2 protein-coding genes are annotated in these 5,328 nt (G+C 42.3%); both read left to right on the top strand.

Going from position 1 to position 5,328, the window contains the following annotated elements; translation table 11 throughout:
* Positions 1 to 3,677: glutamate synthase large subunit (gene gltB, locus Q8907_12265; GenBank protein MDP4275045.1), on the top strand; the 3,677-nt coding region annotated here is incomplete at its 5' end.
* 78 nt (positions 3,678 to 3,755) lie between these two features.
* Positions 3,756 to 5,180: a glutamate synthase subunit beta gene (locus tag Q8907_12260; protein ID MDP4275044.1), complete on the top strand. Its 1,425-nt coding sequence runs from the start codon at positions 3,756 to 3,758 to the stop codon at positions 5,178 to 5,180.
* Positions 5,181 to 5,328: the final 148 nt, after the last annotated feature.

Raw genomic sequence — 5,328 nt, 5'->3', positions numbered from 1 at the left:
CTGAAAAAAGTGATTCGGCTTCGCTTGACAATGTTCTGGAATTCCTGGTATTGGCCGGAATCCCTTTGCCACATGCCTTATCCATGCTGGTTCCCGAATCATGGAACGATAAGAATCCTATCTCTGATGATTTAAAGGCTTTTTACGAATACCATTCCACCTTTATGGAACCCTGGGATGGCCCTGCAGCCCTTATTTTCTCCGACGGACGATATGTAGGCGGACTGCTTGACCGTAACGGACTGAGGCCTTCGCGTTATGTCATAACCAAAGGTGATTTGTTCGTTATGGCTTCCGAAATCGGCGTGCAATCTTTCCCTGCTGAACAGATCAAGGAAAAAGGCCGTCTGCGTCCAGGGAAAATTCTTATGGTTGATACCAAAGAGGGTAGGGTTTTGTATGATCCGGAAATCAAAGCCGATCTGGCCCAGAGAAATCCTTATGCCAAATGGTTAAGCGAGAACAGGGTGAACATTGAGAAAATCATGATTGGCCATGATGTTCCAGTTGATTTGGGCGGAAATTATAATAAGTACCTTCAAACTTTTGGATATAGCAAGGAAGACGTTCAGTTTAATATTGTAAATATGGCCATTAACGGGGTTGAACCTACCGGTTCAATGGGAAATGATACTCCATTGGCTGTACTTTCCACATTTCCACAACGGCTGTTTACATATTTCCGTCAGCTCTTTGCTCAGGTCACCAATCCTCCCATTGATCCTATCCGTGAAGAATTGGTTATGACCCTTACCGGATTTATTGGTTCACTGCAACAAAATCTGCTTGACCAGAAACCGGATTATTGTAAGACGATTAAATCTAAAAATCCTGTTATTACCAATAAACAGTTTGAGACTATTAAAAACCTTAAATATAAAGGTTTTTCCACAGAAGTCATTCCGATGCTGTTTTCTGTTAGTAAGGGTGAAGCAGGTTTAAAGGAAGCAATTGCTGATATCTGTCATCAAGCTGAAGCTGCTGTGGACAGCGGAAAGAATTATATTATTCTTTCAGACCGTGGCATTAATAAGGATTTAGCTCCAATACCTTCTCTGCTTGCCGTGTCTGCTGTACATCATTACCTGATTGATCACCGTAAACGGATGCAGATTGATATTGTTGTTGAGACGGCTGAACCCCGGGAAGTAATGCATTTTGCTTTGCTGTTTGGATTTGGCGCCAGCATGGTTAATCCTTACATGGCTTTTGCTATCCTCGACGATTTGGTGAAACAGAAAGCTATTCAGATTGATTATCAAAAAGCCCAGGAAAATTATATAAAAGCTATCCAGAAAGGACTTTTGAAGATTCTGTCCAAAATGGGTATATCTACTCTTCGCAGTTACCGTGCTTCCCAGATATTCGAAGCTATTGGGCTGGATCAAAAAATGGTGGACAAGTACTTTACCGGAACAACTTCCAGAATTGGCGGTATTGGCCTGGAAGAAATTGCCCGCGAAGCTATGATTCCCCATCAACAAGCTTTTGAAGAAACCAATCAGGAGTTTTTGCTTGAAAGTAAAGGAATTTATGCATACCGTAAAAACGGAGAAAGGCACGCCTGGAACCCGGAGACTATTTCGCTTTTGCAATGGTCAACCCGGACAAACGATTATAAGAAATTCAAGGAATATTCTAATTTAATTGACGAGAAGAAGAACGGTCCTATGTTTATCCGTGACTTTTTCGAGTTGAAAAAGAATCCTGTTGATATTTCTAAAGTTGAGCCTGCTTCAGAAATCATGAAACGTTTTGTGACCGGTGCTATGTCATACGGCTCAATCAGCAAGGAGGCCCACGAGGCTATGGCTATTGCGATGAACCGTATAGGCGGTAAGAGCAATACCGGTGAAGGTGGCGAAGATCCTGCAAGGTATATCCCATTACCCGATGGTACAAGTACCCGTAGTGCTATTAAGCAGGTTGCTTCAGGCCGTTTTGGCGTTACCACCGAATATCTTGTAAATGCTGATGAAATCCAAATCAAGATTGCCCAGGGTGCTAAACCGGGTGAAGGAGGCCAGTTACCGGGTCACAAGGTAGATAAGATCATTGCCAAAACCCGTTATTCAACTCCCGGAATTACACTGATTTCTCCTCCTCCACATCACGATATTTATTCTATCGAGGATTTGGCCCAGTTGATTTTTGATTTGAAGAATGTCAATCCCAGAGCGAGAATCAGTGTTAAGCTGGTTTCTGAGGTTGGAGTGGGAACAATTGCTGCCGGTGTGGCAAAAGCATCTGCAGATATGATTTTAATTAGTGGAGCTGAAGGTGGCACAGGGGCAAGTCCTGCCAGCTCTGTTAAATATGCCGGCCTGCCTACCGAACTGGGTATTGCTGATGTACAACAAACATTAGTATTAAACAACCTCAGGGGTAAGGTAAGGCTTCAAACAGATGGCCAGCTCAAGACAGGCCGTGACATTATTATTGCTGCTTTGTTGGGTGCCGAAGAATTTGGTTTTGCAACTTCTGCGCTCATCGTTATGGGTTGTGTGATGATGCGTAAGTGCCACATGAATACATGTCCTGTTGGTGTGGCTACACAAAATGAAGAACTGCGCAAGCGCTTCAGAGGTAAAGCCGATTATCTGGTTAATTTCTTTACATTCCTGGCTGAGGAAGTCAGAGAACATTTGGCAGAACTGGGATACACTAAACTTGATGATGTGATCGGCCGGGCAGATTTATTATCCGTGAAACCTGATCTTGATTTACATTGGAAAGCCCGTAAACTTGATCTGTCAAAAGTTTTATATGTTCCCAAAGAGTCAAAAACTAATGACACCCGCTTTACGACTCCTCAAAATCACAAGATTGATGCTGTACTCGACAGGGAGTTAATTGAAATTGCAAGGCCAGCCTTGGAAGGCAAAGAGAATGTTCAGTTAATTCATAAAATTAAAAATACCGACCGTTCTGTGGGAGCCATGCTTTCGGGTGAAATCACCAAACGTTATGGCGCTGATGGATTGCCTGACGACACCATTAATTTCAAATTTATCGGTTCAGCCGGACAGAGTTTTGGTGCTTTCCTGGTAAAAGGAGAAACATTCAGGTTGGAAGGCGATGCAAATGACTATTTGGGTAAAGGTTTATCCGGGGGTAAAATTATTGTCGTTCCTCCTGTCGGATCTACTTTCAAGCCTGATGAGAATATAATTATTGGTAATACAGTTCTTTATGGTGCAACCTCCGGCGAGGTTTATATTTCCGGTGTAGCCGGTGAACGTTTTTGTGTCCGCAATAGCGGTGTGAAAGCTGTTGTTGAAGGTGCCGGCGATCACTGTTGCGAATATATGACCGGAGGCCGTGTGGTTGTTCTGGGTCGTACAGGCCGTAATTTTGCTGCCGGTATGAGCGGTGGAATTGCTTATGTATTGAATGAAGCCGGAAATTTCGATTATTTCTGCAATATGGGATTGGTTGAACTTTCATTGGTTGAAGAACCCTCTGATATCAAAGAGCTGAAGGACCTTATCACTCAGCATTTTTATCATACCAAGAGTGATAAAGCATGGCGTATTCTTGAAAACTGGAACAGTTATCTTTCACAGTTCATTAAGGTAATGCCTTATGAATATAAGAAGGTGATGCAGGAAGAAAAACTGGCTTCCATCCAGAAACAACTTGAGGCTTCCGAAGAAGCTATTGTAAACCACGAATAAAGCAGGGTTGATTTTTAACTTTATTTCAGGGTTCATAAGTTTTTAATTTTTAATTGAATATAAATAGTCATTAATTATATGGGAAATCCAAAAGGTTTTTTGACCATTCACCGGAAAGAAGCAGGAAATCGTCCGGTCGATGAACGTAAACTTGATTTCACCGAGGTTGAGCAAACATTAGATACTGAAGACCGTGTATTACAAGCCTCTCGTTGTATGGAATGCGGGGTGCCTTTTTGCCATTGGGCTTGCCCGTTGGGCAATGTCATGCCCGAATGGCAGGATTTGGTGTACAAAGGGAATTGGAAAGCTGCAGCAGAAGTATTGCAGCGTACTAATAATTTTCCTGAATTTACCGGCAGGATTTGTCCTGCTTTATGTGAAAAATCCTGTGTGCTTTCATTAAGCAACGAGTCGGTTACTATTCGTGAAAATGAAGCTGCTGTAATTGAGCGGGCTTTTGCTGAAGGTTTTATCAAACCTAATCCTCCCAAGTTTAGAACTGGTAAAAAGGTGGCTGTCATTGGTTCCGGGCCTTCAGGCCTGGCCTGTGCCGATCAGCTTAATAAAGCAGGCCATACGGTGACTTTGTTTGAAAAGTCGGATGCTGTTGGGGGATTACTTCGTTACGGTATTCCTGATTTTAAACTGAACAAATATATTATCGACCGAAGGCTTGATATATTAAAGGCTGAAGGGCTTGAAATTAAAACCAATGTATACGTTGGCAGGGATATTACAGCACAGGAATTACTTGATTCTTATGATGCCGTCTGTCTGGCGATTGGAGCAATGGAACCCCGCGACCTTCAGGTGGAAGGCAGGGAAATTGAAGGGGTACATTTTGCTCTTGATTTTCTTTGCCAGCAGAATGCAATTTTACGGGGAGTTCATATTCCTGAAGAAAGTCTGATTTCTGCAAAGAATAAAAACGTATTGGTCATTGGTGGCGGTGATACCGGTTCTGATTGTATAGGTACTTCTACCCGCCAGGGCGCAAAATCTCTTACACAGATTGAAATTATGCCGAAACCTCCTCTGTCGAGGACTGTTGACAATCCCTGGCCATATTATCCTTTTATTCTAAAGACTTCTTCTTCACATGAAGAAGGTTGTACCCGTAAGTGGAGCCTGAATACCAAGCGGTTCATTGCCGAAAATGGTAAGCTTTCAGGCGTTGAAGTCGTTGAAGTGGAATGGACTAAAGACCCTCAAACCGGCAGGATGGGCATGATCGAAGTTCCTGGTTCAAACAAGGTAATAAAAGCTGAATTGGCTTTGTTGGCAATGGGATTTTTACATCCTGTTCATTTAGGCTTAGCTGATGAACTGGGGCTTGCTTATGACCGGCGTGGGAATATTTCGGTTTCCGATAAACACCAGACTTCAGTAGAGAAAGTATTTGCTGCAGGTGATGCTGCTTCAGGAGCAAGCCTTGTTGTAAGGGCTTTGGCTTCAGGAAGAGAAACAGCCAAGTATGTCAATGAATATTTAAAAAAATAAAATAACATTTCTGTTTAAAAGCGCCAGGTTTTGAATCTGGCGCTTTTTTTATAATACATTTATTGTTCATAAAAAAATAAGCCGGCTCATAGCAAAGCCGGCTTATTAAATAATTGATTTATAATTTTTTACAAAGAAAGAATTTCGG

This window comes from Bacteroidota bacterium (assembly GCA_030706565.1).
In the GTDB taxonomy this organism is placed as follows: Bacteria; Bacteroidota; Bacteroidia; order Bacteroidales; family JAUZOH01; genus JAUZOH01.
Note: the sequence above shows the minus strand (reverse complement) of the source record. Positions and strands in the feature narration are given on the sequence as shown.

Excerpts from the sequence above, each read along its gene's own strand:
- Q8907_12260 (MDP4275044.1), top strand. The coding sequence starts at position 3,756 with ATGGGAAATCCAAAAGGTTTTTTGACCATTCACCGGAAAGAAGCAGGA.